The 25988-nt window shown below is 66.1% G+C and carries 22 protein-coding genes, 1 tRNA gene and 2 pseudogenes; 7 read left to right on the top strand and 18 right to left on the bottom strand.

Going from position 1 to position 25988, the window contains the following annotated elements; translation table 11 throughout:
- Positions 1-6: 6 nt before the first annotated feature.
- From AC3A4E_RS06740 to murJ, 11 genes are all read right to left on the bottom strand, one after another.
- A complete protein-coding gene (locus AC3A4E_RS06740; protein WP_487630737.1) occupies positions 7-222 on the bottom strand; it encodes a hypothetical protein in 216 nt (71 codons plus the stop codon).
- 69 nt (positions 223-291) lie between these two features.
- On the bottom strand, positions 292-2166 hold the full coding sequence (locus AC3A4E_RS06735) for a DNA primase family protein (RefSeq protein ID WP_487630736.1): 1875 nt from the start codon (positions 2164-2166) through the stop codon (positions 292-294).
- 693 nt (positions 2167-2859) lie between these two features.
- The gene (locus AC3A4E_RS06730; RefSeq protein ID WP_487630735.1) at positions 2860-3471 is read right to left on the bottom strand and encodes a DNA N-6-adenine-methyltransferase; all 612 of its coding nucleotides are present in this window, start codon (positions 3469-3471) and stop codon (positions 2860-2862) included.
- Between the two features lie 200 nt (positions 3472-3671).
- Positions 3672-4427 (bottom strand): hypothetical protein, encoded by a 756-nt coding sequence (locus AC3A4E_RS06725; protein ID WP_487630734.1) that lies wholly within the window; start codon positions 4425-4427, stop codon positions 3672-3674.
- Between the two features lie 21 nt (positions 4428-4448).
- Complete coding sequence (locus AC3A4E_RS06720; RefSeq protein ID WP_487630733.1) at positions 4449-4901, bottom strand: hypothetical protein; 453 nt, start codon at positions 4899-4901, stop codon at positions 4449-4451.
- A gap of 116 nt (positions 4902-5017) precedes the next feature.
- Positions 5018-5093, bottom strand: a tRNA-Thr gene (locus AC3A4E_RS06715).
- Between the two features lie 36 nt (positions 5094-5129).
- The gene (gene ispH / locus AC3A4E_RS06710; RefSeq protein WP_487630732.1) at positions 5130-6080 is read right to left on the bottom strand and encodes a 4-hydroxy-3-methylbut-2-enyl diphosphate reductase; all 951 of its coding nucleotides are present in this window, start codon (positions 6078-6080) and stop codon (positions 5130-5132) included.
- A 149-nt stretch (positions 6081-6229) separates the two neighbouring features.
- The gene (gene lspA / locus AC3A4E_RS06705; protein ID WP_487630731.1) at positions 6230-6721 is read right to left on the bottom strand and encodes a signal peptidase II; all 492 of its coding nucleotides are present in this window, start codon (positions 6719-6721) and stop codon (positions 6230-6232) included.
- Positions 6721-9537, bottom strand: coding sequence for an isoleucine--tRNA ligase (ileS, locus tag AC3A4E_RS06700; protein ID WP_487632038.1), 2817 nt, complete (start codon positions 9535-9537; stop codon positions 6721-6723). The genes lspA and ileS overlap by 1 nt, the downstream gene beginning before the upstream one ends.
- Before the next feature lie 65 nt (positions 9538-9602).
- Positions 9603-10574, bottom strand: coding sequence for a bifunctional riboflavin kinase/FAD synthetase (locus AC3A4E_RS06695; RefSeq protein ID WP_487630730.1), 972 nt, complete (start codon positions 10572-10574; stop codon positions 9603-9605).
- A gap of 112 nt (positions 10575-10686) precedes the next feature.
- A complete protein-coding gene (gene murJ / locus AC3A4E_RS06690; protein WP_487632037.1) occupies positions 10687-12231 on the bottom strand; it encodes a murein biosynthesis integral membrane protein MurJ in 1545 nt (514 codons plus the stop codon).
- A 179-nt stretch (positions 12232-12410) separates the two neighbouring features.
- Between murJ and rpsT the strand changes: the two genes are divergently transcribed.
- On the top strand, positions 12411-12683 hold the full coding sequence (gene rpsT / locus AC3A4E_RS06685) for a 30S ribosomal protein S20 (RefSeq protein WP_232116222.1): 273 nt from the start codon (positions 12411-12413) through the stop codon (positions 12681-12683).
- 349 nt (positions 12684-13032) lie between these two features.
- Here rpsT and cgtA read toward each other — a convergent pair whose 3' ends face one another.
- From cgtA to rplU, 3 genes are all read right to left on the bottom strand, one after another.
- Positions 13033-14073: an Obg family GTPase CgtA gene (gene cgtA, locus AC3A4E_RS06680; RefSeq protein ID WP_487630729.1), complete on the bottom strand. Its 1041-nt coding sequence runs from the start codon at positions 14071-14073 to the stop codon at positions 13033-13035.
- 215 nt (positions 14074-14288) lie between these two features.
- Positions 14289-14549 carry a 50S ribosomal protein L27 gene (gene rpmA, locus AC3A4E_RS06675; RefSeq protein ID WP_159679374.1) on the bottom strand — a complete coding sequence of 87 codons (261 nt, stop codon included), beginning with the start codon at positions 14547-14549 and terminating at the stop codon, positions 14289-14291.
- A gap of 12 nt (positions 14550-14561) precedes the next feature.
- Complete coding sequence (gene rplU, locus AC3A4E_RS06670; protein WP_232136109.1) at positions 14562-14882, bottom strand: 50S ribosomal protein L21; 321 nt, start codon at positions 14880-14882, stop codon at positions 14562-14564.
- 361 nt (positions 14883-15243) lie between these two features.
- Between rplU and uvrA the strand changes: the two are divergent.
- The 3 genes and pseudogenes from uvrA to AC3A4E_RS06655 form a co-directional block, all read left to right on the top strand.
- Positions 15244-18067, top strand: a pseudogene (gene uvrA / locus AC3A4E_RS06665) (excinuclease ABC subunit UvrA); the annotation flags it as partial.
- A 250-nt stretch (positions 18068-18317) separates the two neighbouring features.
- Positions 18318-18728, top strand: a complete 411-nt coding sequence (locus tag AC3A4E_RS06660; RefSeq protein ID WP_487630728.1) for an acyl-CoA thioesterase — start codon at positions 18318-18320, stop codon at positions 18726-18728.
- Between the two features lie 109 nt (positions 18729-18837).
- Entirely contained in the window at positions 18838-19596 is a 759-nt protein-coding gene (locus tag AC3A4E_RS06655; RefSeq protein WP_487630727.1) for an enoyl-CoA hydratase/isomerase family protein, read from the top strand.
- A 3-nt stretch (positions 19597-19599) separates the two neighbouring features.
- Here the strand turns inward: AC3A4E_RS06655 and AC3A4E_RS06650 are convergent, their stop codons facing one another.
- The 3 genes and pseudogenes from AC3A4E_RS06650 to AC3A4E_RS06640 all read right to left on the bottom strand — a co-directional run bounded on the left by AC3A4E_RS06650 (position 19600) and on the right by AC3A4E_RS06640 (position 22112).
- Complete coding sequence (locus tag AC3A4E_RS06650) at positions 19600-20466, bottom strand: sulfurtransferase (protein WP_487630726.1); 867 nt, start codon at positions 20464-20466, stop codon at positions 19600-19602.
- Positions 20463-21283, bottom strand: a pseudogene (locus AC3A4E_RS06645) (CoA pyrophosphatase). Before AC3A4E_RS06645 ends, AC3A4E_RS06650 begins: the two are co-directional and overlap by 4 nt.
- 136 nt (positions 21284-21419) lie before the next feature.
- A complete protein-coding gene (locus tag AC3A4E_RS06640) occupies positions 21420-22112 on the bottom strand; it encodes an FKBP-type peptidyl-prolyl cis-trans isomerase N-terminal domain-containing protein (protein ID WP_487630725.1) in 693 nt (230 codons plus the stop codon).
- A gap of 181 nt (positions 22113-22293) precedes the next feature.
- Between AC3A4E_RS06640 and AC3A4E_RS06635 the strand changes: the two genes are divergently transcribed.
- Genes AC3A4E_RS06635 through nth form a run of 3 tightly spaced genes read left to right on the top strand, consistent with a single transcriptional unit; the run spans position 22294 to position 24166 of the window.
- Positions 22294-23076, top strand: coding sequence for an enoyl-CoA hydratase-related protein (locus AC3A4E_RS06635; protein WP_487630724.1), 783 nt, complete (start codon positions 22294-22296; stop codon positions 23074-23076).
- A gap of 14 nt (positions 23077-23090) precedes the next feature.
- Positions 23091-23480: a hypothetical protein gene (locus AC3A4E_RS06630; RefSeq protein ID WP_487630723.1), complete on the top strand. Its 390-nt coding sequence runs from the start codon at positions 23091-23093 to the stop codon at positions 23478-23480.
- A complete protein-coding gene (gene nth, locus AC3A4E_RS06625) occupies positions 23477-24166 on the top strand; it encodes an endonuclease III (RefSeq protein ID WP_487630722.1) in 690 nt (229 codons plus the stop codon). The genes AC3A4E_RS06630 and nth overlap by 4 nt, the downstream gene beginning before the upstream one ends.
- Before the next feature lie 144 nt (positions 24167-24310).
- Here nth and AC3A4E_RS06620 read toward each other — a convergent pair whose 3' ends face one another.
- The gene (locus tag AC3A4E_RS06620) at positions 24311-25897 is read right to left on the bottom strand and encodes a M28 family metallopeptidase (RefSeq protein ID WP_487632036.1); all 1587 of its coding nucleotides are present in this window, start codon (positions 25895-25897) and stop codon (positions 24311-24313) included.
- Between the last annotated feature and the right edge of the window lie 91 nt (positions 25898-25988).

The following is a 25988-nucleotide window of genomic DNA, read 5'->3' as shown; positions in this document are numbered from 1 at the left end:
AGTCCCTCACGCCGTCTGGATGCGGAGGGTGTGCCCAGCGTCGAGGAGCTCGAGCACTAGGGCCGAGACCTCGTGGTCTTCCAGCAACCCTTCGATGGGCTCGCCGGGGATGACGCGCTCGAGGGTCATGAACCCCTCGGCTTGGGTCAGACGGTATTGGGGAGACGCGGCCAGGGCGTCAGCATCGGAAAGGGCGTCTTCAATGAAGGCGTCGGATTGCATGAGAATTCCCGCTCAATGGCATTGCATTGACCATAAAGCGGGATTTCTCGTTGGCAAGCGGCCAATATTTTAGCCATTACTGAATTTCGTTTCGCTTCCCGCGGCATCGCCCCCAACAACCTTCAAATTCCTGGCAGTGGGTTCGTGGACCGGCGGTTCAAACAGCCCCTTCAGCGATTCTGGCAGTGTTTCGCCAGGGCGTCCGGCCTTCTCATCAAGCTTTTTCGAAAGACGATCGGAAAACACCTCATTGGACTTTGCCACGCGCTCAGCCTTCTCCTGCTCTGCCTTGCGCCTCTCCTCCTTGAGAATCTCTTCCTTCGCCTTCTGGTCGTTTATGGCGTCCTGGAGACTGTTGTCTTCCATCGCGTCGAGCTGGTCGTGAGTCAGTTCAACATAGGGTTCGATCTCGGGTTGAGCACCGGCCCATGAGCAAGGGAAGAAGGCCTTCTGCTCGCCCTTGAACTGACGGTTGGCGCCCTTGCCCTGGATGAAGCCGGCTGTCTTCAACCCACCCGTGAACTGCCGCTGGGTGAGGATTTCGAAGACCTCGAATCCCTGCCCTTCGCACCACTTCTTGTAACGCTCGTAGATGACCGTGATGGCCTGCTCGGCCTTGCGGCCGCCAGCGGCGTCGCCAAACAGCACCCGGTCATGGTGGACCCAAGACGCGATCGAGTCCGAATTGTGGACGGAGGCCTGCTTGGCCTCGCGTGCCGCGGCGGGCAACTCATGGTCGGCCATGAAACGGCCGCGCTCCACGATTCGGCGTGCGCCTTCCAGCATCCAGTCGAGAAAGAGTTGCCCCTCCTCTTCAAAGATCACCTTGTGGAAGTCCTGCTCGCGCTCCGTTTCGGGGATCTGGACCTTCCACTCGACGATCGTGAGGCGCCGGGCGACGCCGCCACTCCGGTCACGGAAATACGGCGACTGATTGGAGGTGAGCAGCCACTTGGCCCGGGAGTGGTAATTGATGACCGAAAGGTTCTTGCGGTTGATCGACACCCCATTGCCGCTGACCAGCGACTTGAACGTGCCCTCCTGGTATTTCTCGCACTCGTTCTCGTCCACCACAATGAGGTTGGCCCCGATGATTCCCTCCAGCGCAAACGTGTTGCCCAACGTCTGAAGGTTCAGCCGCGCTATCTGCTTTTGCATGAGCTCGACAGCTTCGGCCAGCGTGCTCTTGCCACTGCCGGGCACGCCGAACCACCACGTCGCCATCTGGTAGTTGCCTGGCAACAGGGTCATGCCGCACTGCTCTTGGACGAGCGCACGAACTTCCGGGTCCGGTAACGCACGGCTCAGGAACTTGTGGAGCTTCGAAGACGCGGGGAGCGCCTGCGGGACATAGGCGTGACCGTGCCTGGCGCCAGAGGCGATGTTCAGCGCGTGGGACATCCCCAGCTCGGGGTCCGGCGCCATGGCCTTGATGCCCTTCTTTGTGATTTCCAGATAGGCGTCCTGACAGGGCACGATTGCCCGGCCCAAGTCAATCTGGGGAAGGGGGTTGGTCTGGGACAACCGGGTGCGCGCATAGGACCAACAATCGCGGGCTGCCCGTTGCCCCGCCTTGCTGGGAACGCCTCGGTCGAGCCAGCTTGAGCAAAGGCCTTCGCCGATACCACGGTGGATGACGCCCCAGTGCGTCCCGGTCCAGCGATAGACGAGGCAGGACTCGGATGCGAACTCGTCTTCTGCACATGCCCACATGCTGCCGTCGAGGCCAAGCATGAGATGCCGGGCATAGATGGAATCGAGACTGGGCGGTTTGATTTCGCCCTTGCCCAGTCGCACTTTGGAATGGCTGTTCAACCAAGTATCTTCTTGCTTCAAGTTGACGTCGCGATCCTTGGCATTTTTCTGCCAACGTTTCACCAGAAGCGATTCAACGTTTGAGGGGTTGACTGCAGGCCGATCTTCGGCCAGATTGAAATTAGACATAGCGGTAGCTCCATCGATCCCTCGCCCTGCCAGGCGGGGGATTTCTTTTTGGGGGAAGGGTTACGCGGCTTCGGGAAGCGCCCTATCAAGGATTCGCCGAAGCTTCTCGCTTGGTGTCAGGCCAGACTTTTCAGCTTCTCGCTTCAATCGCCTGCTCAATTCCGGCTCGACCCGAAGCGTCAACATGATTTTGCGAATGGAAGGCTTGTCGGGGGTATTCACGGCGTCTCCGTATTTCAACTGCGATACATCCAACAAAACAGAAATCCCAAATCCGTCAACCCCCCTCAATGGAAAATACTTTGATTGCTGGTTATCTCAAACCCGTTAACCAGCAGATAACCAGGAGATAACCAGCAGACTAAAAGCCCATAAGCCTCTGTTTCTTTTGAACTTCTCTGGCTAGTGCTGGTTAACTGCTTATCTTTTCAGGTCTACTTACGCGCGCCCCCTGTCATTGCCCCATTCCATTGTTAGGGTATTTCTCAAAAGGGGGCGCATCATAAATAACTCGAAATCCTGACCAGTTAACCAGCATCTGGCAATTTATCCTTCGGTATCAGTCATTTGAATGCTGGTTATCCGCTGGTTATCTCCTGATTGAGTGCTGGCTAACTTTTGGAAAAACTATTTCAAGCTAACAATCATCCTTGCGCAAAGCGCCAACGCCTGGTCACACACGAACACTTAGGATTACTCGTTGTCGTTAGCTGCCGCCAAACCACCGGACGACACTTTCACTACCCTCTGGAAGGCAAAGAACTTCCCGACCAACACGCCATTTTTCTGGGCTTCGAGCAGGTTCTTCTCAGCCCTCGGACCGTAGGCAACAAAGACCGATCCGGACGGGGATGCATTTCCCACCACTCCATTGCTTCGGATGAACTTCAATCGGCCGCGTGTGATGAAGATCGCGTTGACGTTTCGGTGGTTGAGGACGAAATCGTGCATCCACTTCGGATCCATGTGCGCCGGCACCAAGGCAACGCCTCCCCCCGGGTGGTTCGCCATCTTCTCCATCCATTTCGGCATGCCCTTTCCGTAGGGCGGGTTCAACCACACGAAGTCGGTCTTCGGCCAAGAAGTCGACAAGCCGTCTTCACTAGGCGGAATCAAACGACGAGCCGTCCGTGCGGGCAGAAGCAAAGGGTCTTCGGGCGTGCAGGGATCCAAATCGAATCCCTCTCGACCTCCAAGGGCTTCGACAATGGGCGTTTTCGTGAACCAGGCGTCCGTCGTGTGCAACTTGTCGCAGGCTTTGTAGCAAGCGCTGGAAAGGGGCTTGCTGGCGGCTTTTGCGTTCATGAGACTCTCCAGGCAAAGCTTCGCCATCACGGCCCCAATGAGGCCGTCCAGGGTCAGCGTTGGGATTGAGCAGGCGGCGGGATGCCGGTGCTTACCGGCCGGGGCGTTAGGGGCGCTCCGACCTTGGAGCCATCATGAGAAACCCCCGGCCTTTTGGGACCGGGGGTTTGGAAGGGTGTCCAAAATTTTTCAGTCGTCGTTTAGACGCGCCGATCGCCTTTGGTTCGTGCGGGTAGCTCTTTTTGGCCCCATGCCTCTTCCAACTGCGTCTTCTTCAGCAAGGCCCTCGCCTCGCGCAGGCTTTGCGCCGTTGACTCAAGCCGATCGACTTGCTTGACCAAGAACTTGTCGTAGGAGGCCCGCCAAGCGACCTTGATGCCTGCGTCCTTCCATGGCTTCTGGAGGGCTTGAGCCAGGGTGCACACCCGCACGCCTACGCCCACCTCGCGCCGCAAGATTGCGTCGATGCGCGCCAACATCGCGTCGGAAAGCTCGTCGCCCACGAGAGGCTCCAAGAACACTTGCTTGGCGCCCCCACCCTTGCTCACGAGAAACGGCAGCTTGGCCGTGAGCAACGCATCGGGGGCCGCGCCGCGAGCGGTCAACGGCAACCAAGCCCCGTTCCTGCGCAGATAGTCGCGCCACTCGAGCAGGGCAAGGAGGCGCGTTGTGCGCTTCTTGGTGCCCTTGACCTGGAACAGAGGCTTTTTTGTGGGGTGGTTCTTCAGCAGCATCTCCAGCTGCGCGGTGCTGACCGCCAGCACGCCGGCCGCTTCGTTAAAGGAAAGCTCGGTGTTGTCGAACTCGTGATCCTTGGCGTTCCGAAACTTGCTGCTCCGAGCTCTCTCAGCTTGCGCGTCGATGAGCTTCTCAAGGCGCTCCACGGTGCGGACACCGAATTTGTCGAAGAAAAGATCAGCGGCGCGCTTGTGGGCTTGTGCAGCAGTCAGGGCCATGAAAACTCGTCTTTGGTCAGGTCAGAAGCGCGTGGGCTCGCCGGACGGCACGCCTGGCGCCCATGCCTTGTCGAAGCGCTTGGCGTTGACCAGTGCCAGCACGCTCCCCCAGAAGGCCAGAGCGCGGATCTGCTGCTGCTTGAGGCGGTTGGGTATGCGGCCCTTGTTAGGACGCTCTGGAGCGCGCTCAGGATTGATGACAGCGCGTTGGGCAGGTAGCGGCTTGGGTGACGCCAGACCGTTGTTGTCGACGGCCACGAGGCGATCCAGAGCTGCTGCCAACGCGGTGATGGGAACGAGCCAGGAGCCGCCCATCTTCCGAAGCCCCGGAACAATGACACCGGCCGCGAGCTGTTCGCGGGTCTGCTCATACCCGCCTGCACCCGTGCGCCCCATCACCAGGGCGACGTCTTCCACCGACAGCATGACCTTGCCGGGGAACATCTCGCGCAGAAGAGGGAGCATTCCGTCCATGGGCCTCGGGAAAACTTTGGGAAAAGATGGGGCTGGAAATCCCTGTTTTTCCCTGCCTGAAACGACAAAGGGTTGGACGGAAAACCGGCCAACCCTTTGTTTTTACAGCTTTAACATGGTGCCGGAAATAGGAATCGAACCTACGACCTACGCATTACGAATGCGCCGCTCTACCAACTGAGCTATTCCGGCTTGGGACGCGAATTCTAGGGAGCGCGGCGCCTGCGGTCAATCGACCAGTTGCAGGCGCAGTTCCTTGGGCAGTGCGAAGACCATGTTCTCCGGCTCGCCCGACAGCTCGCGCAGGCCGTCCGCACCGAGTTCGCGCAGGCGGTCGAGCACACCCTGGACGAGGATGTCCGGCGCCGAGGCGCCTGCGGTCACGCCGATATGGCGGCGGCCTTCGACCCAGCGCGGGTCGATTTCCTCGGCGCCATCGATCAGATAGGCCTCCACGCCGTCGCGCTCGGCCAGCTCGCGCAGGCGGTTGGAGTTGGAGCTGTTCGGCGAGCCGACGACGAGCACCAGATCGCATTCGCGCGCGAGGTCGCGCACGGCGTCCTGACGGTTCTGCGTGGCGTAGCAGATGTCGTCGTTCTTCGGCCCCTGCAGCACCGGGAACTTCTCGCGCAGCGCGGCGATCACGCCGCGGGTGTCGTCGACCGACAGTGTGGTCTGCGTGGTGTAGGCAAGGTTCTCGGGCTGGCTGACGACCAGCGCGGCGACGTCGGCCTCGTCCTCGACCAGATAGATCGAGCCCGTGCCCGCCTCGGCGCGCCACTGGCCCATCGTGCCTTCGACTTCCGGGTGGCCTTCGTGACCGATCAGCACCACGTCGCGGCCGGCGCGGCAGTGGCGCGCGACCTCGAAGTGCACCTTGGTCACCAGCGGGCACGTGGCGTCGAACACCTTGAGACCGCGACGCGTGGCTTCTTCGCGCACGGCCTGCGAAACGCCGTGCGCGCTGAAGATCACGGTGACGCCGTCGGGCACTTCGTCGAGCTCCTCGACGAAGATCGCGCCGCGGCGCTTGAGATCTTCGACGACGAACCGGTTGTGCACGACTTCATGGCGCACATAGATCGGCGCGCCGAGCGTCTCGATCGCACGTTTGACGATCTCGATCGCGCGATCGACGCCGGCACAGAAGCCGCGGGGGTTGGCGAGGACGATGTCCATGGCGGCTAGTTTACCGAAGGCAGCAGGAATGAAGCGGCAACGGGCGCGACGGAGTGTCTCCGGCATGGCACAGGGACCCGACGCCACTTCCACGTCGGCTTTTCACGGCGCGGGACGCCCAGCCGGCGCGACCGCCTCCGCTGAACCGACTAGGCCTTCTTTTTCGCCGGGAAGAACCCGAACAACGCGATTCCGATCGCACCGCCCACGATCGCGGCATCGGCGAGGTTGAACGCCGGCCAGTAATAGTCCTGCCAGTGCCACTGGATGAAATCGACGACGTGGCCATGGATCTGCCGGTCGATCACATTGCCCAGTGCGCCGCCGATGACCAGCGCAAACGGCAGCGCGGTGCGCCAGTCGCGGCGCGGGGTCTTGGCCAGCCACCAGCCGAGCATGCCGCTGATGCCGATCGCGAGGATCGTGAAGAACCACTTCTGCCAGCCGCCCGCGTTCGCCAGGAAGCTGAACGCCGCGCCGGTGTTGTAGGTGCGGTACCAGTTCCAGAAACCGTCGATGACCGGGATCGCGGTGTACTCGGGCAGCGAAGTCAGCACCCAGTACTTGGTCAGCTGGTCGAGCACGATCACCACCACCGACAGCACCAGCCACGGCAGGGCATTGGGCGTCACTTTGGCCATCAGAACCACCTCCGCAGCTCGCCCTGCCCGTCGCGACCATCGGTCGCGATGTTCTCCACGCAGCGGCCGCACAACTCCGCATGCTCGGCATGCGCGCCGACATCGTCACGACGCTGCCAGCAGCGCACGCACTTGGGCTTGGCCGTCGCACGCGCGGTCACGCCGATCGCGGTCGCGCTGGCGTCATCGACGATCGTCACATCACCGCTGATCAGCAGGAAGCGCAGTTCGTCGACCACCGGCGACAGCCAGTTCGCGTCCGACACGCCGCAGCGCAGTTCGATCTCGGCATCGAGCGCCGCGCCGATCTCGCCGCTGGCGCGCATCGGTTCGAGCACCTTGGAGACGCGCTCGCGCAGTTCCAGCACGCGGTCGAAATCCTGCGCCGACCAGTCGGCATCGCTGCCGAGCCCGGTCAGGCCGGTGTACCAGGTCGCGAACTGCACGTTGGCCTCGCGGGTGCCGCCTACCGGCGCCGGCAGATGACTCCACAGCTCTTCCGCGGTGAAGCTCAGCACCGGCGCGATCCAGCGCGTGAACGCTTCGGCGATGTGGTACATCGCGGTCTGCGCGCTGCGACGGCCGACCGAATGCTCCGGCATCGTGTACAGCCGGTCCTTGGTGACGTCGAGATACAGGGAACCCAGATCGACGCTGCAGAAGTTCGACAGCGCCTGCACGATCTCGGCGAAGTCGTAGCGCGCGTAGGCATCTTCGATCTGCGCCTGCAACTGGGCCGCGCGATGCACGATCCAGCGGTCCAGCGCCACCATGTCCTGCGGCGCGACGAGATCACGCGCCGGCTCGAAGCCGGCGAGATTGCCGAGCAGGAAGCGCGCGGTGTTGCGGATGCGGCGATAGGCGTCGGCGGTGCGCTTGAGGATTTCCTGCGACAGCGACATCTCGTTGCTGTAGTCGGCCGAGGCGATCCACAGGCGCAGGATGTCGGCGCCCAGCGTCTTCATGATGTCCTGCGGCTCGATGCCGTTGCCGAGCGACTTCGACATCTTGCGGCCGTGCTCGTCGACGGTGAAGCCGTGCGTCAGGCACTGCCGGTACGGCGCGGCCTTGTCGATCGCGACGCCGGTCAGCAGCGAGGACTGGAACCAGCCGCGATGCTGGTCGGAGCCTTCGAGATAGAGGTCGGCCGGCTTCTGGTAGCCACGCGCCAGCAGCACGCCTTCATGGGTGACGCCCGAGTCGAACCAGACATCGAGGATGTCGGTGATGCGGTCGTAATCCGCGGCCTCGTCGCCGAGCAGTTCGCTGGCGTCGAGCGTGTACCAGATGTCGACGCCGTGTGCTTCCACGCGATCGGCGACCAGACGCATGAGCTCGGTGCTGCGCGGATGCGGTTCGCCGGTTTCGCGATGCACGAACAGCGCGATCGGCACGCCCCAGGTGCGCTGGCGCGAGATCGTCCAGTCCGGGCGTCCTTCGACCATGCCCGCGATGCGCGCCTGGCCCCATTCGGGATACCAGGTGACGTCCTTGATCGCGGCCAGCGCGTCGTTGCGCAGGTTGGCCTGCGACATCGAGATGAACCACTGCGGCGTCGCGCGGAACGCGATCGGCGTCTTGTGGCGCCAGCAATGCGGATAGCTGTGCTCGATCTTCGCGAACGCGATCAGGCTGCCCTGCGCACGCAACGCATCGACGATGACGTCGTTGGCCTTCCAGATGTGCAGACCCGCGAGCACGGTGTCGCCGATCGGCGGCGTCGACGGCAGATACACGCCGCGACCATCGACCGGATTGAGCTGGGCCGCGGTGTAGAGATCGAGCAAGCCGTAGGCCTTGCCGACGACGTAGTCCTCCTGGCCGTGACCGGGCGCGGTGTGCACGGCGCCGGTACCGTCTTCGGCCGACACGTGATCACCGAGGATCACCGGGATATCGCGCTCGGCGTAGAACGGATGCGCGAGCACCAGGTGTTCGAGCGCGCTGCCGGCGACGCGACCGTGCACGACGACATCGCCGTCGACGCCGTAGCGACGTAGCGCGCGTTCGGCCAGTGCATCGGCCAGCACCAGCCAGCGGCGACGGCCGTCCTGCGCAAGCGGACCTTCGACCAGCGCGTATTCGAGATCGGCGCCCAGCGACACGGCGAGCGATGCCGGCAGCGTCCACGGCGTGGTCGTCCAGATCGGCAGCGCGACGTCGACGTCAGCCGGCAGCGTCGCGCCGAACGCATGCGCGAACGCGGCGGAATCGCGCGCGACGTAGGCGACGTCGACCGCGGGCGAGACCTTGTCGGCATATTCGATCTCGGCTTCGGCCAGGGCCGAGCCGCAGTCGAAGCACCAGTGCACCGGCTTCACGCCGCGGGTCAGATGGCCGTTGTCGACGACCTTGGCCAGGGCGCGGATCTCGTCGGCCTCGAAACGGAAATCGAGCGTGCGGTAGGGGTTGTCCCAGTCACCGAGCACGCCGAGGCGCTTGAAGTCGCGGCGCTGGATGTCGATCTGCTCGTTGGCGTACTCGCGGCACTTCTGCCGGAACTCCACCGCATCGAGCTTGACGCCGACCTTGCCCCACTTCTTCTCGATCGCGATCTCGATCGGCAGGCCGTGGCAATCCCAGCCCGGGATGTAAGGCGCATCGAAACCCGCCATGCCCTTCGACTTTACGATGATGTCCTTGAGGATCTTGTTGACCGCATGGCCGAGATGGATCGAGCCGTTCGCATACGGCGGGCCGTCGTGCAGCACGAACTGCGGGCGTCCCTGTGCGTGCGTGCGCAGCTGCGCGTACAGGCCCTCTTCTTCCCAGCGCGCCAGCATCGCCGGCTCGCGCTTGGGCAGATCGCCACGCATCGGAAAGTCGGTCGCCGGCAGATGGATCGTCGACTTGTAGGGATTGGAGTTGCTGGCGTCTGCGCTCACGCGAAGTCCTGTCGTTGCGTTTCGTGTCGTGGGGAATGCGGTGCGGCGAGGACGGCCCGCGCCTGTGCGGCGTCGAGATCCATCTGCGCGACCAGACTCGGCAGGTCGTCGAACTTTTCCTCGTCGCGCAGACGCGCGACGAATTCGACTTCGATGCGGCGGCCGTAAAGATCACCGTCGAAATCGAACAGATGCGCTTCGAGCAGCGGTTCGACGCCACCGACCGTCGGCCGCGTGCCGAAGCTCGACACCGACGGCCAAGGCGCGTCGCCGATGCCGTGCACGCGCGTGGCGTAGATGCCGCGCAGCGCCGGCACCTTGCCGCCGAAGCGCAGGTTCGCGGTCGGATAGCCCAGCGTGCGGCCGAGCTGCTTGCCGCGCACCACGCGCCCGGAGACCGCATAAGGCCGTCCGAGCAGGCGCGCGGCGTGTTCGAAATCACCGGCCACCAGCGCATTGCGGATGTGGGTGCTGGACACGCGCTCGCCATCGACGACCAGCGGCTCGATCTCGCCGGCGATGAAACCCGCCTCGCGGCCCAGGGCCTGCAGTGTCGCCAGATCACCGGCACGCTTGTGGCCGAAGCGGAAACCCGGGCCGACCCAGACTTCGCGCGCACGCAGGCGCTGCACCAGCACCGCATCGACGAAGGCTTCGGGCGACATCGCCGCCATGCGCGCATCGAAACGCAGCAGGCCGACGACGTCCGCGCCGAGACCGCGCAGGCCTTCGAACTTCGCACGCACCGGTCCGAGCCGTGGCGGCGGCGATGCAGCGGCGAAGAACTCCCGCGGCAGCGGCTCGAAACTCAGTGCGGCGGCGTCGACGCCCAGCACATGCGCCCGCGCGACCGCGTGCCGCACCAACGCCTGGTGCCCGAGATGCAGCCCGTCGAACGCGCCGATGCAGACCACGCTGCCGTCGGCACAGAGGGGCCCGCCGGCGATGTCGCGGAACAGCCTGCTCATGTGGGTCCGTTGCGGCGGGCGCACCAGTGGACGCCCGCGGGAAAAAGTGACCGGCAAGTATAGCCGCCACCCGACCTGACCCGGGTTCAGCTGCCTCGCGCACGAGCGCGGGTCAGTGGCGCAGGTGCCGCGGCCGCAACCCCAGTGCGACCATGGCCACCACATAAGTCGCCCCGCCCGCACCGATCACCAGCACCAGCCAGCCGATGCGATGGAGCGCACCGTGGATGTCGGTCCAGGCACCGATCCAGAACCGCAAACCCAGCACCACGACCGCCATCGCCACGCAGGCGCAGGTCAGGCGCAGCGCATAGGTCGCCCAGCCGGGCTCCGGGGTGAAAATCCCGCGCTGGCGGAGATACCGCCACAGCAGCGCCGCATTGACCACGCCCGCAAGCGCCGTCGCCAGGGCGATGCCGCCATGCGCACCGGGCACGTCGTAGAGCCACAGCGGCGTGGTCAGCGCGATCGTCAGCAGCACGTTCGCCGCGACCGTCCAGATCGCCGCGCGCATCGGGGTCTTGGTGTCCTGCCGCGCGTAAAACGCGGGCGCCAGCACCTTGCTGAGCATGAAGGCCGGCACACCGAGGCTCATCGCGGTGAGGCTGATCGCCGCCATGCGCGTGTCGTCGGCGCCGAACGCGCCGTAGTTGTAGACCGTGGCGGTGATCGGCTCGGCCAGCAACAGCAGGCCCAGACCCGCCGGCACGCCGGCCAGCAGCGCCATGCGCAGACCCCAGTCCAGCGACTGGTTGTAGCCCGTCGCATCCTCGGCCGCATGCCGGCGCGACAGATGCGGCAGGATCACCGTACCCAGCGCCACGCCGAACAGGCCCAGCGGAAATTCGATCAGACGGTCCGAGTAATACAGCCAGTCCACGCTGCCTGCCGCCAGCAGCGACGCGAACGCAGTGCCCACGAGCAGATTGACCTGGGCGACCGACGAGGAGAACAGCGTCGGCAGCATCAGCCTGCCGACCTTGCGCACTTCCGGATGCCTGAATCCGGGACGCAGACGCGGGCGCAATCCAAGGCGACCAAGCGCCGGCCACAGCAGCGCGAGTTGCAGGAAACCCGCGATCAGCACGCCCCAGGCCAGCCCCTCCGGCGGCAACGCGAAGCGCGGCGCCAGCCACAGCATCGCCGCGATCATCGTCAGGTTGTGCAGCACCGGCGTAAAGGCCGGCAGCGCGAACCTGCCGTTGCTGTTGAGGATCGAGGCCGACAGCGACATCAGCGAAATGAAGAACAGATACGGGAACGTGATGCGCAACATCTGCGCGGTCTGGCCCAGCAGTTCCGGCTGATCCACCCAGCCCGGTGCGAACAGACGCGCGATCACCGGTGCCAGCAACATGCCCAATGCGCAGACCACGAGCACGACCGCGCACAGCGCACCGGCCATGTGGTCGATGAAGGATTTCAGCGCGGCGCGATCCCCGCGCTCCTTGATCTCATTGAGCACCGGCACGAAGGCCATCGCCATCGAACCCTCGGCGAACACGCGACGCAGGAAATTCGGAATGCGATAGGCGACAATGAACGCACTCATCGCGCCGCCGGTGCCGAAAAGCGTCGCCTGCAGCATGTCGCGGGCGAAGCCGGCGATCCGCGAGATCAGGGTCATCGCGCTGAACACTGCGCTCGAACGCAGCAGTCCGCCGCGCTTCTTCGGGGCCGGGCTGGAAGCCGCCGGATCGGGGGCCGTCACCGGAAAGCGCCGTTCAGGCCGTGCAGGTTGACGCAAGTATCTGAAACACCCATAATTTCCTGCTCAAATTTCCAGTTCGTCCGGCCAAGCCGGATTTTCACACGTCCAGCTTCCAGGAATCCATCGTGGCAAACATCAAGTCCGCCAAGAAGCGCGCCAAGCAGACCGTTGTGCGCAATGCGCGCAACTCCGCCCAGCGCTCGCAGCTCCGCACCGCCGTCAAGAAGGTGCTCAAGGCGCTCGACGCCAACGACGCCACCGGCGCACAGGAGGCGTTCAACGTCGCCCAGCCGATCCTCGACCGTTTCAGCTCGCGCGGTCTGATCCACAAGAACAAGGCAGCCCGTCACAAGAGCCGCCTGACCGCACGTATCAAGGCGATCAAGGCCGCCGCCTGATCAACGCCCGGCCGCTTCGGCGGTCGATGCGAAAGAACCCGGCCGTTGGCCGGGTTTTTTGTTGCGTGCTTCGCGCGTGAAGTCCGTCTTCTGACAGGCTGCGCCAGCGGAGCTGTGGGCGCACAGGCGTCGCCATTCCATCCGCCAGGGAGTTGCGTGGTCGCGAGGGATCGCATGTCCGCGCGCCTGAAAGGCGCTCTGCAGCAGTAGAACTGCTTGCCGTGCGAGTGGTGGCCGCCACAGTGCGACTGCGCGACACGCATGCTGCCCGAGTGCCGTATCGCGCGGGGATACGCCCGCACGACCCGTCTCATGCACGGACGGGCAGCGACCTCGCCGCCCGCACGGATCACACCGCGTCGGCTGCTTCGCGCTCGTCGCGGTCGAGCTCGTCGAGCGCGGACTGCACCTTGAGCATGACTTCGCGCGTGCCCTCGTGCGCCAGGCCGGAGATCAGGAACCAGGGGCCGGTCCAGCCCAGTGCATCGATGATGCGCGCAGCCTCGGATTCGGCTTCTTCGGGCAGCAGCGTGTCGGCCTTGTTGATCAGCAGCCAGCGCGGCTTGTCCAGCAGCGCGGTGTCGAACTTCTCAAGCTCGCGCTCGATCGCACGCACCTGGTCCACGGCATCGCTGCCGTCGAGCGGCGCGATCTCCACCAGGTGCAGCAACAGGCGCGTGCGCTGGATGTGGCGCAGGAACAGCGCGCCCAGGCCGGCGCCATCGGCCGCACCTTCGATCAGGCCGGGAATGTCGGCGATGACGAAGCTGCGCGCCGGCTCGACGCTGACCACGCCCAGATTCGGATACAGCGTGGTGAACGGATAGTCCGCGACCTTCGGGGTTGCTGCCGACACCGCACGGATCAGCGTGCTCTTGCCGGCATTCGGGAAGCCCAGCAGGCCGATGTCGGCCAGCAGCTTCAGCTCCAGCCGCAGCGTGCGCTCTTCGCCCTGCTCACCCGGTGTCGACTGGCGCGGCGTGCGGTTGGTCGAGCTCTTGAAATGCATGTTGCCGAGGCCGCCGATGCCACCCCGCGCAACCAGCAGGCGCTGGCCATGGGCGGTCAGATCGCCGATGACCTCGTCAGTCATGACGTTGTGCACCACGGTGCCGACCGGCACCACGATGACCAGCTCGTCGCCGCCCTTGCCGTACATCTGCCGCCCCATGCCGTTCTCGCCGCGCTGGGCGCGGAACATGGTCTGGTGGCGGAAGTCGACCAGGGTGTTGAGGTTCTCGTCGGCGACGATCACCACGCTGCCGCCGGCACCGCCATCGCCGCCATCCGGGCCGCCGAGCGGAATGAATTTCTCGCGCCGGAATCCGACGCAGCCATTGCCGCCATTGCCGGCGGTGACAGTGATTTCGACTTCGTCGACGAGTTTCATGACAGGCAACCGGAAAAGCGGAACGGAAAAAGGAACGCGGGCTGTGGATGCGCGGCAGATACCACGCACATCGCCAGCCAGCTTACCCGAGGCGCGGAATCGCGATGCATGGCATCACCGGCGTCCGGGTGGAGAATCGACGGCCGCCGCGTGGCGGCCATCAACGAAAAACCCCGCCGAAGCGGGGCTTTCCGGTGTCACGCGTCGCGGGAGGCTCAGGCCTCGGCGAGCACGCTGACGGTGCGGCGGTTCTTCGGACCCTTGGTCGCGAAGTTGACCTTGCCGTCGACCAGCGCGAACAGCGTGTGGTCACGACCCAGGCCGACGCCGGCGCCCGGATGGAACTGGGTGCCGCGCTGACGCACGATGATGTTGCCGGCTTCGATGGCCTGGCCACCGTAGATCTTGACGCCGAGATACTTCGGGTTGGAGTCGCGGCCGTTGCGCGAAGAACCTACGCCCTTTTTATGTGCCATGCCTGCTGCTCCTTACTTGCTACCACCGGCGATGCCGGTGATCTCGATTTCGGTGTAGTACTGACGGTGTCCCTGCTGCTTCATGGAGTGCTTGCGGCGACGGAACTTGATGATGCGGATCTTGTCGGCGCGGCCGTGCGACTTGATCGTCGCGGCAACCGTCGCGCCCTTCAGCGCGTCGCCCAGCTTCACGCCATCACCGTCGCCCAGCAGCAGGATGTTGTCGAACTTGATCTCGCTACCAACGTCGCCTTCGAGCTTCTCGACGCGAAGGGTTTCACCTGCCATCACGCGGTACTGCTTACCGCCCGTGACGAGGACTGCATAACTCATGACCAGACTTCCTCTGTAGTTATTGTGGTCTCACTGCCGCCATCGAGGGCGGACAGGAGCGGGATTTTAATGGGATCAGTGACTTGCGGTCAAGTCGACCCGGGATTGCCGCGCGGATAGCTCGCGCGTGCCCGAAGGACAGCCGCGGCCCGTGCCGCCCCGCCCCGTCGCCTGCGCTCCGCGATGAACGGCGGCCATTCGCAGATCCTGCGACAGCCCGCACGCAGACTGGTCGAACCGGAGTTTGCCCCCATCTGTCGGGCTCGGTAGTCTGATCGATTGGCCTTTGCGCTGCACCGGCTGTGCCGCCGCGCAGGGCCGGACCGTCCTCCCCCCTGTTCCACAACCGGATTCCCAGCCGATGGCGATGGATACCATCCGCATTCGCGGTGCACGTACCCACAACCTCAAGAACATCGACCTCGACCTGCCGCGCGACCAGCTGATCGTCATCACCGGTCTGTCGGGCTCGGGCAAGTCGTCGCTCGCGTTCGACACGATCTATGCCGAAGGCCAGCGCCGCTACGTCGAGTCGCTGTCGTCGTACGCACGCCAGTTCCTGAGCGTGATGGAGAAGCCCGACATCGACCACATCGAGGGTCTGTCGCCGGCGATCTCCATCGAGCAGAAGTCGACCTCGCACAATCCGCGCTCGACGGTCGGCACGATCACCGAGATCTACGACTACCTGCGCCTGCTCTATGCACGCGTCGGCAGTCCGCGTTGCCCGGATCACGGCTATCCGCTGGAAGCGCAGACGGTCAGCCAGATGGTCGACCACGTGCTGACCCTCGATCCCGCGCAGCGCTGGATGCTGCTGGCGCCGGTCGTGCGCGAGCGCAAGGGCGAACATGCCCAGGTGTTCGAGCAGCTGCGTGCACAGGGCTACGTGCGCGTACGCGTCGACGGGGTGCTCTACGAGATCGATGGGCTGCCCACGCTCGCGCTGCGCCAGAAGCACACGATCGAGGCCGTGATCGACCGCTTCAAGGTCCGTGACGACATGAAGCAGCGCCTGGCCGAATCCTTCGAGACCGCGCTCAAGCTCGGCGAAGGCATGGTGTCGGTGCAGGCGATCGACGATGCCTCGGTCGCACCGCATCTGTTCTCGTCCAAGTACAGCTGCCCGGTGTGCGATTACGCGCTGCCGGAACTCGAGCCGCGCCTGTTCTCGTTCAACTCGCCGATCGGCGCCTGCCAGACCTGCGACGGCCTGGGCGTCAGCGAATTCTTCGATCCCGACCGGGTGGTCGTGCATCCGGAGCTGTCGCTGGCCGCGGGCGCGGTGCGCGGCTGGGATCGCCGCAACGCGTACTACTTCCAGCTGCTGCAGTCGCTGGCCAAGCACTACGGTTTCGACGTCGACACGCCGTGGCAGGAACTGCCGCAGGCCTCGCGCGACGCGGTGCTGTTCGGCAGCGGCACCGAGACGATCAACTTCACCTACATCACCGATTCGGGCGCGCGCACGCAGCGCAAGCACCGCTTCGAAGGCATCGTGCCGAACCTCGAGCGTCGCTACCGCGAGACCGAGTCCTCGGCGGTGCGCGAGGAACTGGGCAAGTACATCAGCGAGCGGCCGTGTCCCGATTGCGGCGGTGCGCGCCTCAACCGTTCGGCGCGCAACGTGTTCGTCGCCGACCGGCCGATGCAGTCGCTGGTCGTGCTGCCGATCGATGAGGCACTGACGTTCTTCAACACGATGGAGCTGCCCGGCTGGCGCGGCGAGATCGCGGCCAAGATCGTCAAGGAGATCGGCGAACGCCTGAGCTTCCTCGTCGACGTGGGTCTCGATTACCTCACCCTGGAGCGCAAGGCCGACACGCTGTCTGGCGGCGAAGCGCAGCGCATTCGCCTGGCGTCGCAGATTGGCGCCGGCCTGGTCGGCGTGATGTACGTGCTCGATGAACCGTCGATCGGCCTGCACCAGCGCGACAACGAGCGCCTGCTCGGCACGCTGACGCGGCTGCGCGATCTCGGCAATACGGTCATCGTCGTCGAGCATGACGAGGATGCGATCCGTCTCGCCGACCACATCGTCGACATCGGCCCCGGCGCCGGCGTGCACGGCGGCGAAGTCGTCGCCCAGGGCTCGTATGAAGACGTGCTCAAGGCACCGCGCTCGCTGACCGGCCAGTACCTCAGCGGCCGCAAGCGCATCGAGATTCCGACCAGGCGCCACAAGCCGAATCCGAAGATGCAGCTCAAGCTGCTCGGCGCGTCCGGCCACAACCTCAAGAACGTCGATCTGACGATCCATTCGGGCCTGTTCACCGCGATCACCGGCGTATCCGGCTCGGGCAAGTCGACGCTGGTCAACGACACCCTGCATTCGCTGGCGGCGAACGAGATCAACGGCGCGTCGCACAAGGCAGCGCCGTATCGCGAGATCGAAGGGCTGGACCTGTTCGACAAGGTCGTGGACATCGACCAGTCGCCGATCGGCCGCACGCCGCGCTCGAATCCGGCGACCTACACGGGTCTGTTCACGCCGCTGCGCGAGCTGTTCGCGCAGGTGCCGGAATCGCGTGCCCGTGGTTACGCAGCCGGACGCTTCAGCTTCAACGTGCGCGGCGGACGCTGCGAAGCCTGTCAGGGCGATGGCCTGCTGAAAGTGGAGATGCACTTCCTGCCCGACGTCTACGTGCCCTGCGACGTCTGTCACGGCAAGCGCTACAACCGCGAAACGCTGGAGATCCTCTACAAGGGCCACAGCATCCACGACGTGCTGGAGATGACGGTCGAGGACGCGCTGGTCCTGTTCGAGAACCTGCCGCCGATCGCGCGCAAGCTCGAGACCCTGGTCGATGTGGGCCTGACCTACGTCAAGCTGGGCCAGAGCGCGACCACGCTGTCGGGCGGCGAGGCGCAGCGCGTCAAGCTGTCGAAGGAACTCTCGCGCCGCGATACAGGACGCACGCTCTACATCCTCGACGAACCGACGACCGGCCTGCACTTCCACGACATCGAACATCTGCTCGCCGTGCTGCACAAGCTGCGTGACGACGGCAATACGGTGGTCGTGATCGAGCACAATCTCGACGTCATCAAGACGGCGGACTGGGTCATCGATCTCGGCCCGGAAGGCGGACATCGCGGCGGCCAGATCATCGCCGAGGGCACGCCCGAACAGGTCGCGGCGATGCCGCAGTCGCATACCGGCCACTTCCTCGCGCGCTTGCTCGAGACGAAGCTGCCGGAACCAGCGGCGCCGAAGCCGGAACGCAAGCTTGCGCGCAAGGCCACGACGCATCTGCCCAAGCCGCTGCCGCGCAAGGGCGCGTCCACGAAGGCTGCCGAGGCCGATGCGAAGGTGCGCGCCGAACTGATGAAGGCGGGCTCGAAGCACGCGGATTCCGAAGCGGTCGAAGCGACGCCGCCGCGTGCGAAGAAGACCGCGTCGAAGCAGGCGCCGAAGAAGAAGGGAGCCAAGGCATGAGTGAGTCGAAGGTGCTGATCCGGATGCCGATCGAGTTGCGCTGGCGCGATCTCGATGCGTTCAACCACGTCAACAATTCCAACTTCATGACCTACCTCGAAGAGGCGCGCATCCGCTGGTTCGACACGGTGGGCGAGCCTTGGGTCACCGACGAAACTGCGCCGCTGCTCGCGGCGGTGCAGATGAACTACAAGGTGCCGATTCCGTATCCGTCGAAGATCGTCGTCGAGCTGCTGGCCGATCGTCTCGGCAACTCCAGCGTGACGATCGGCCACCGCATCGTGTCCGACGACGGCGCCACGCTGCATGCCGACGGCCACGTGGTGATGGTGTGGATCGACCGCGCCACCGGGCGGCCGGTCACGCTGCCGGAATCGGTGCGCGCGAAGGCGCTCGCCGCCGGCTGATTCAACGCAGCGCCTGTTACCTGCAGGCGCTGCGTTTCCAGTGCCTGGCCCACGGCCCGTCATCGCACTGCCGCTACCATGCGGAGTCTTCCCGCATGGACCCGACGCGATGACCGCCTTGATCGAGATCCAGGACCACGGCCCGATCCGCACGCTCACGCTCGCCCGCCCGCCGGCGAATGCGCTCGATCCGGCGCTGTGCCTCGCCTTGCGCGATGCCATCGAGGCAGCAGCCGCGGATGACGTCGGCGGCGTCGTGCTTGCCGGTGGCCCGAAGGTGTTCTCCGGCGGCCTCGACGTGCCGCATCTGCTGTCGCTGCCCGATACCGCATCGCTGCGCGGGGCCTGGGACGCGTTCTTCGCCGCGGCGCGCGCGCTTGCCGGTGCACCGATGCCGATCGCCGCGGCGATCGCCGGCCATGCGCCCGCCGGCGGCTGCGTACTGGCGCTGTGCTGCGACTACCGCGTGATGGCCTCAGGCGCGTACCGCATCGGTCTCAACGAAACCCAGGTCGGCCTGGTCGCACCGGACGGCATCCAGCGGCTGATGCGGCGCACGATCGGCGCGCGTCAGGCCGAGCGCCTGCTGGTCGGCGGTCTGCTGGTCGATGCCGGGGAAGCGCTGCGCCTGGGCCTGGTCGACGAACTGGCGGGCATCGACGAGGTCCCGCTGCGCGCGCGCCTGTGGCTCGAATCCCTGCTCGCCCTGCCCCGCGCCCCGATGCTGGAGACCCGCGCGATCGCACGTGCGGATCTGGTGGATGCGCTGTCGGAACAGAACATCGAACTGGATCGCTTCGTCGATGCCTGGAATGCGCCGGATACGCAGGCGGGCCTGCGGGCGCTGGTGGCGCGACTGGGTCGCTGACGATCAGGCGCCGACGGACACGGCACGCTCGGGCGCATCCACCCACCCGCTCCACGAAGGCGCGTACAACGTCGCGCCATCGCGCCCCGCATGCGCCATCGCCAACAGGTGATGGCAGGCGGTGACGCCGGAGCCGCACATCACCGCCACATCGCCAGGCGCATGACCGCCGATCAGGGCGTCGAACTCGGACGCGAGCACACCGGCAGGCTTGAACCGCCCCGCTTCGAGATTGTCGGCATACGGCCGGTTGCGCGCGCCCGGCACATGGCCGGCGCGTGGGTCCAGCGGTTCGACTTCGCCGCGGAAGCGTGCACCCGCGCGGGCGTCGAGCAGCAGGCCGCCGGCATCGAGATGACGCTGCACGGCGTCGGCATCGCGCAACAGGTGCGTTTCGTCGAAGGCACCTGCACGCGCTGGCGCGGGTTGGACGTTCGGCTCTGTCGTTTCGACCGGCAGATCGCCTGCCTGCCACGCCGCCCAGCCGCCATCGAGTACCGCCACCTGCGGATGGCCGAAGCTGCGCAGCAGCCACCACAGACGCGCGGCGAAGGCACCGTCGCTGTCGTCGTACGCGACGACCTGCATGCCCGGCGCGATGCCGAGGCGCGACAGCGTCGCGGCGAACGCGTCGGCCGTCGGCCACGGATGACGGCCGAGGCCCGGCCCTTTCGGACCCGACAGATCACGTTCGAGATGCGCGTAGACCGCGCCCGGAACATGCGCGTCGCGCCACGCCGCTTCGCCGGCGCCATCCGCCGCGCCGGCCACCGCCAGGGTGAAGCGGCAATCGACGATGCGCACGCGCGTATCGCCGAGCGATGCCGCCAGCGTCGGCGCGTCGACCAGCGTGGTCCAGCGCGCGCTCATGCGCGCTCCAGACGATCGCGCAGGTTGAGCAGGATCGACGCCGTCGCGCCCCAGATGCGATGCGTGGGCGCAGCGGCGAGGGTTTCGTATTCGAGGACGTGGCGCATGCGACCGCGGAACTCGATGTCGACGTGGCGCAGGCTGCCCGGCGCCATCAGGAACGCCAGCGGCGCCTCGAACACCTCGGCCACCTCGCCGGGTTCGGGCACCGCTTCGAAATCGGGATCGAGCAGCGCGACGACCGGCGTGACGCGATAGCCTGTGATCGTCGCCAGCGGATCGAGATAGCCGAGCGGCTGTACCTGCGATGCGGTGAGACCGATCTCCTCGCAGGCCTCGCGCAGCGCCGCCTGAAGCGGCCCGCCATCGCCCGGCTCCTCGCGGCCGCCCGGAAAGCTGACCTGCCCCGCGTGGTGGCGCAGCGTATCGGTGCGCCGCGTCAGCACCGCCTGCAGGCCATCGGCGCGCCGCACCAGTCCGACCAGCACCGCCGCTTCGCGCAGCACGACCGTGCCGTCCAGCAGGCCGTCGAGCTCGTCGACATTCCAGCCACGCGCGGGCGGCGGCGCATCCAGCGGATGCAACGCGCGCGCCAGGCTGCCTGCGTCGAACGCGGCGTCGAAGACAGCATTCATCCGCGGGCTGCCTCGCGTGCGGGCAGCTCGACATCCATCAGCCACTGGCGCCGGGCGTCGCTCATACGCGACCAGTCGCTGATCTCCGCCAGGCTGCGCAGACAGCCATGGCAGATGCCGTGTGCGTCGAGCGTACAGACGCCGGTGCAGGGTGTGGGCATGGCGCGGGGGCGTTCGTCCATCCGGTCATTCTAACGATGCGCCGGTGCGCGGGGCCGCGCGCCGACGCCCACGACTGCATGCAAGCGCGACGTGCCGCAAACGACGACGCCGACGTGCAGGCACGTCGGCGTCGGGTATCTCAAGTCGCAGTGCGGATCAGCGGGTGCTGAGCAGCTTCACCATCACGCCGACCGGCTGGCGGGCGATTTCCTGCGTGCCTTCACCGGTGACGAACTTGCCCGGCGGGAAGACCACTTCGTAGACCGCATTGAGCGGCATCAGCGGCAGCACTTCGCGCAGACCGGCGATCGGCGCTTCCGAGACGCGGAACGGCGGCGTCTGGTCTTCCTGGCTCAGACCGATGCCGGCCGGCACGATCAGGGCCTGGTAGGCGACTTCGACAGTGCTCGCAGCGGTCGGCTTGGCGCCGGCGCCAGCTTCGACAACGCGGTACATCACGCCGCTCGGCAACGAGATCACGCCTTCGCGCGCCTTGTACTCGTTGATGAACGTCGTGGCCTGGCCCTCGTTCTGGGTCAGTGCCGCGCGACGCTCGGCGACGATGCGCTCCTGCATGCGCTGCTGGAAGCCGTTGTAGGCCGTGCCCATCTGCTCGGGGGTGTAGGTCGGGTCCTTGCGACCGTGACCGTCCTGCAGCCCCTTGATGATCGTGTTGACGTCGACCGACTCACCGGTTTCCGCCAGGCGGTTACCGAGATCGAAACCCAACGCGTAGCTCAGCGTGGTCCTGTCGTTCGCGTTGGCCGCTGGGGCCGCCGCCTGCTGCGCGTACGCCGCGCCGCTGAACGTGATGGCCGCGACGGCGGCCGCAATAAAACGCAACTTCATTCCGTGGATCTCCGCTAGGTCAGATTTCAATATCGCCTGTCACGCAAAAGGGCGGTCGAACCGCCCCCTGTGGACGCGCTAGGATAACGGCCGAAGGGCTTAACCGCCACTGACGACCCCCAACTAGACCCCGCCCGCCCCCACAAGTTCCCCGGGCGATGCGTTTGCGCCCGGAGTGCCCATGTCCGAATCCCCGCTGCTCGTCGAAGACCAGGGCGCCGTGCGCGTCATCACCGTGAACCGTCCGGACAAGCTGAACGCGTTGAACTCGGCCACGCTGGATGCGCTGCACCACGCGTTCGACGCGGCCGCCGACGACGACACCGTCCGCGTCGTGGTGCTGACAGGCGCCGGCCCGAAGGCCTTCGTGGCCGGGGCGGACATCGCCGAGATGGCAGACCTGCGCCCGGTCGAGGGCCGCGACTTCGCCCTGTGTGGCCAGGCGATGATGCGCCGGGTCGAAACCCTGTCCAAGCCCGTGATCGCGATGGTCAACGGCTTCGCGCTGGGCGGAGGACTGGAGCTGGCGATGTGCTGCCATCTGCGGATCGCCGCCGACACCGCCAAAGTCGGTCAGCCGGAAGTGAATCTCGGCCTGATTCCGGGCTTCGGCGGCACCCAGCGCCTGCTGCGTCTTGCGGGCCGCGCGGCGACGCTGGAGCTGTGCCTGACGGGTGCGCCGGTCGATGCCGCGCGCGCGCTGGCGCTGGGCATCGTCAACCGCGTCGTGCCGGCGTCCGACCTGCAGACGCAGACGCTCGCACTGGCCCAACAGCTGGCGAATGCCGCGCCGCTCGCGCTGCGTGGGGTGCTGGACTGCGTCAACTTCGGTGGCGAAAGCGCGATCGGCGAAGGCCTTGCATACGAGGCCGCGCAGTTCGGCCTGATGTTCGCGACCGAGGACATGCGCGAGGGCACCCGCGCGTTTCTCGAGCGCCGGAAACCCGCTTTCGCGAACCGCTGAGTCGCCTGCCCGCCATGTCGGACCGCCAGCCCGCCGCCAGCGCCCCCACCCCCGAGTTCCTCGACCATCTGGTCGCGCTGCTGCGCGGTGATGACGTCGACGCCGCGATCGAAGCCGGCCTGATGGATGCCTGGCCGGACACCTGCGCCGATGCGCTCGACGGCGATGCGCGCAGCCTGCTGCTGGCGACACGCCGGCGGTTGCGCGAGGCGTGGGCGGCGCGTGCGCGTTACCAGGCGCGGCGCTTGCGGCTCGCCCAACGCGCAGCCGAGCGTGATGCGGGACGCCGCGTGCCGGCGCCCGTGGTCGCTGCCGATGTCGCGGCACCCCGCCCCGCATTGCCTGCCGGCGCGGCCGCCCTGCTCGCCCGCGCCAAGGCGCGTGCCGGCGGCGGCACACCATGAGTGCGGCCCTGACCGCCGCGCCCAGACGGCGCGGCCCGACGATGACGCGCGCGGAGATCCATGAATTTCTCGCCCGCCTGCGCGAGATCGATCCCGAGCCGACGACTGAACTCGAATACACCACCCCGTTCGAACTGCTGATTGCGGTGATCCTGTCGGCGCAGGCCACCGATGTCGGCGTCAACAAGGCCACGCGGCGGTTGTATCCGGTCGCGAACACACCGCAGGCGATCCTCGATCTCGGCGAGGACGCGCTCAAGCGCCACATCGCGACGATCGGCCTGTTCAACGCGAAGGCGAAGAACGTCATCGCCGCCTGCCGCCTCCTCGTCGAACAGCACGGCGGCGTGGTGCCGAACGATCGCGCTGCGCTCGAAGCCCTGCCAGGCGTCGGCCGCAAGACCGCGAACGTCGTGCTCAACACGGTGTTCGGCGAACCGGCGATCGCGGTCGATACGCACATCTTCCGGGTGTCCAACCGCACCGGCCTCGCGCCGGGCAAGGATGTGCGCGCGGTCGAGGACCGGCTGATGCGCGTGGTGCCGGCAGAATTCCTGCTCGGCGCGCACCACTGGCTGATCCTGCATGGCCGCTACACGTGCAAGGCGCGCAAGCCCGACTGTCCGACGTGCGTGGTGCGGGATCTGTGCCGGTTCAAGGACAAGACGCCGGGCGCGGTGGAATAGCGCCGAGACCGGCTGCCCGGACGGCGTCGCCGCAACCGCGCGGCCTCCGCCTGCGCACCTGCCCGCACGAAAAGGGGGCGGACCTCCAGCGATGCATCACCTGCCGGACGGCACGACGGCGCAGGCGCCATCGTGCCTGGGCGGTCATTCGTCGCGGTCGGTGAACGGCTTGCGCGGCAGGCGCTCGTCGCGCATTGCGGCGTGGTACGCGAACGAGGCGATGATCGCCGCGGCCTGCTTCAGGTCGTCCGGCACGACGTGATCGTAGGTGTCGAGATGCGTGTGGTGGACGTGGCTGAAGTAGTCGGCCGGATCCTGCACGAACTGGAAACCCGGCAGGCCGACGCGGTCGAACGAGATGTGGTCGGTCGAACCGGTGTTGCGGGTGGTCACGACCGTCGCGCCGAGATCGGCGAACGGCTCGAGCCACGCGCGGAACACCGGCACGGCCGCGTGGTTCTCCTGCGCGTAGATGCCGCGGATGCGACCGGTGCCGTTGTCGAAGTTGAAGTAGGTCGAGAAGCGGTCGTAACCGGCGCGGCGCTGCAGCGGGCCGGTGCCGCGCTGGAAGGCGCGCGGCAATGCGATCTGCTCGGGGTCAGTCGGCGCCGGCCAGTCGGCCAGATGCGTGGCGACGTAGCCGGCGGAACCGTGCAGGCCCTGCTCTTCGCCGCCCCACAGCGCGATGCGGATCGTGCGCTTCGGGCGCGCGTCGATCGCCTTGAGGATGCGCATCGCCTCCATCATCACGACCACGCCCGCGCCGTTGTCGGCCGCGCCGGTGCCGGTGTGCCAGGAATCGAGATGCGCGCCGATGATCACCGTCTCGTTCGCCTTCGAGCTGCCACGCAGTTCGGCGAAGGTGTTGGTCGCGGGCAGATCGGCGTCGCTGGTGAAACGTGCCTGCACGTCGACGCGCAGGCGCGGCGCCTGCTTGCTGTCGACCGCGCGCACCAGCTGGTTGTAGTGCTCGGCCGCGACGACGAGGTCCGGCACCCCTTCGGGATCGCCGGCCTTGCGGCCACCGCCGCCCATCACGCGGACGATGCCGTTGTCCCAGGAGCTGATCGACAGCGTCGCCAGCACGCCTTCCTCGGCGAAGAAGGTGTTGAGCGCGCGCACCAGTTCCTGACGCTTGCGGTACTCATCGAGGCGCTTGTTCTGCGCTTCGGGATCGCGGTCCTGCGGCACCGGGAAAGTCTGCAGTTCGCCGAGGTCTTCCTCGGTGTGGCGACGGAAGTCGGGCTTGTCGGCCGGCTTGTAGGCGCGCGCTTCGTCGAGCAGCACGATCTTGCCCGCGAGCTTGCCGCGCTGCTTTTCGATGTCCTCGACGGTCTTGAACGTCGCGCGCACCAGTTCGCCTTCGACCGGGCCATCGGTGCCGGGCGTCCACGCCTTGGGCAGCGCGTGGATCGGCAGCTCACGCGGTGTCAGCAGCTCGACGCGCGATGCGCGAAACTCCCAGCCGCGGCCGAAGGCCTCGTCGTAGACCTCGTCGCGCACATTGGTCAGGCCATAGCCGGTCAGCTTGTCGCGTGCCCATTCGCTGGAACGCACATAGGCCGGCGAATTGGTCAGACGCGGGCCGATGGTCTCGGTCAGTTCCTTCAGGTTGGCCGCGACCTGCGAACGGTTGAACGCCTCGTGGCGGATCTGCGCGACGACATCGAGATCGACCGGCTCGACCGTCTGCGCGAGGGCCAGACACGGCACGAGGGCGACGGTGGCCATTGCCGCCTGCAGCAGACGGATACGGTTGGATTGCGGCTTGCTCACGGAACTCCCCGGAAAAAATCGGAACGATGGGCCCGCGAGGCATGGC

The organism is Luteimonas sp. Soil_N_1 (assembly GCF_057656255.1).
Note: the sequence above shows the minus strand (reverse complement) of the source record. Positions and strands in the feature narration are given on the sequence as shown.

Coding starts and splice junctions, on each gene's coding strand:
- AC3A4E_RS06740 (WP_487630737.1), bottom strand. CDS start 222: ATGCAATCCGACGCCTTCATTGAAGACGCCCTTTCCGATGCTGACGCC.
- AC3A4E_RS06735 (WP_487630736.1), bottom strand. CDS start 2,166: ATGTCTAATTTCAATCTGGCCGAAGATCGGCCTGCAGTCAACCCCTCA.
- AC3A4E_RS06730 (WP_487630735.1), bottom strand. CDS start 3,471: ATGAACGCAAAAGCCGCCAGCAAGCCCCTTTCCAGCGCTTGCTACAAA.
- AC3A4E_RS06725 (WP_487630734.1), bottom strand. CDS start 4,427: ATGGCCCTGACTGCTGCACAAGCCCACAAGCGCGCCGCTGATCTTTTC.
- AC3A4E_RS06720 (WP_487630733.1), bottom strand. CDS start 4,901: ATGGACGGAATGCTCCCTCTTCTGCGCGAGATGTTCCCCGGCAAGGTC.
- ispH (WP_487630732.1), bottom strand. CDS start 6,080: ATGGACATCGTCCTCGCCAACCCCCGCGGCTTCTGTGCCGGCGTCGAT.
- lspA (WP_487630731.1), bottom strand. CDS start 6,721: ATGGCCAAAGTGACGCCCAATGCCCTGCCGTGGCTGGTGCTGTCGGTG.
- ileS (WP_487632038.1), bottom strand. CDS start 9,537: ATGCGTGGCGATCTGCCCAAGCGCGAGCCGGCGATGCTGGCGCGCTGG.
- AC3A4E_RS06695 (WP_487630730.1), bottom strand. CDS start 10,574: ATGAGCAGGCTGTTCCGCGACATCGCCGGCGGGCCCCTCTGTGCCGAC.
- cgtA (WP_487630729.1), bottom strand. CDS start 14,073: ATGAAACTCGTCGACGAAGTCGAAATCACTGTCACCGCCGGCAATGGC.
- rpmA (WP_159679374.1), bottom strand. CDS start 14,549: ATGGCACATAAAAAGGGCGTAGGTTCTTCGCGCAACGGCCGCGACTCC.
- rplU (WP_232136109.1), bottom strand. CDS start 14,882: ATGAGTTATGCAGTCCTCGTCACGGGCGGTAAGCAGTACCGCGTGATG.
- AC3A4E_RS06660 (WP_487630728.1), top strand. CDS start 18,318: ATGAGTGAGTCGAAGGTGCTGATCCGGATGCCGATCGAGTTGCGCTGG.
- AC3A4E_RS06655 (WP_487630727.1), top strand. CDS start 18,838: ATGACCGCCTTGATCGAGATCCAGGACCACGGCCCGATCCGCACGCTC.
- AC3A4E_RS06650 (WP_487630726.1), bottom strand. CDS start 20,466: ATGAGCGCGCGCTGGACCACGCTGGTCGACGCGCCGACGCTGGCGGCA.
- AC3A4E_RS06640 (WP_487630725.1), bottom strand. CDS start 22,112: ATGAAGTTGCGTTTTATTGCGGCCGCCGTCGCGGCCATCACGTTCAGC.
- AC3A4E_RS06635 (WP_487630724.1), top strand. CDS start 22,294: ATGTCCGAATCCCCGCTGCTCGTCGAAGACCAGGGCGCCGTGCGCGTC.
- AC3A4E_RS06630 (WP_487630723.1), top strand. CDS start 23,091: ATGTCGGACCGCCAGCCCGCCGCCAGCGCCCCCACCCCCGAGTTCCTC.
- nth (WP_487630722.1), top strand. CDS start 23,477: ATGAGTGCGGCCCTGACCGCCGCGCCCAGACGGCGCGGCCCGACGATG.
- AC3A4E_RS06620 (WP_487632036.1), bottom strand. CDS start 25,897: ATGGCCACCGTCGCCCTCGTGCCGTGTCTGGCCCTCGCGCAGACGGTC.